Origin of the sequence: Synechococcus sp. R70.1 (genome assembly GCF_047461675.1) — a bacterium.
Taxonomy (GTDB): Bacteria; Cyanobacteriota; Cyanobacteriia; order Thermostichales; family Thermostichaceae; genus Thermostichus.
The window spans coordinates 1-591 of the sequence record NZ_JANSHR010000096.1; the positions used below are offsets into that span (position 1 = coordinate 1).

Here is a 591-nt window from a genome sequence, read left to right on the forward strand (position 1 = left end):
GAATGCGCAGGATGTTGTCGGCCAGCATGCCCAGCATGCAGCCTGCCGTTTGCAGGGTGGTTTGGTCGGCCAGGCTCAATTGGTCAGTCACTTGGTCAGCGGGAGTGCCTCGGTTGACCAGATCAATCGCCTGCCCAATCGCCCGCCGCAGCTCGGAGAAGTTGCCAAAGGCGGTGATGAACGGATCCGGATGAATGCGGCCCGCTTCTTGCCTGGGTGGATAGGCCCCGTCGGGATCGCCGGCAAAATTGGCCAGGTTGGTGAGCGCTGTCCACAAAGGAGTGCCAGGCCGCAGTTGCTCCCGCATCGGCTCGGGGTCATACTCCCAAACGTTGGTGCCTTCTCCAGTAAAGAAGTTGATGCCCAGTTGAGTGCGCTGGTCGCCGGTAGGGAAGGTGGAAGCCCGCTGCAAGCTCCAGGGAGTGCCGGGGTGGGCTACCGTGGCCAGGCAAGCAATGGGGAAGCGCCCATCTCGGTGGCTGTAGTGGTAAACGGCTGTGGCCTGCACTGCCGCTGGGTTATCTCGTAGCGTTAGGCGTTGCCGCGCCTCGTTGCTGATAAAGATGGCCTGCAGCTTGGTGGGATCGTCGG

At 62.1% G+C, this 591-nt stretch carries 1 protein-coding gene; it reads right to left on the minus strand.

The genetic code is table 11. The annotated features are described in order from the left end of the window. The coding region (locus tag NW807_RS09975; protein WP_414426008.1) for a hypothetical protein at positions 1-591 on the minus strand (591 nt) is incomplete at both ends.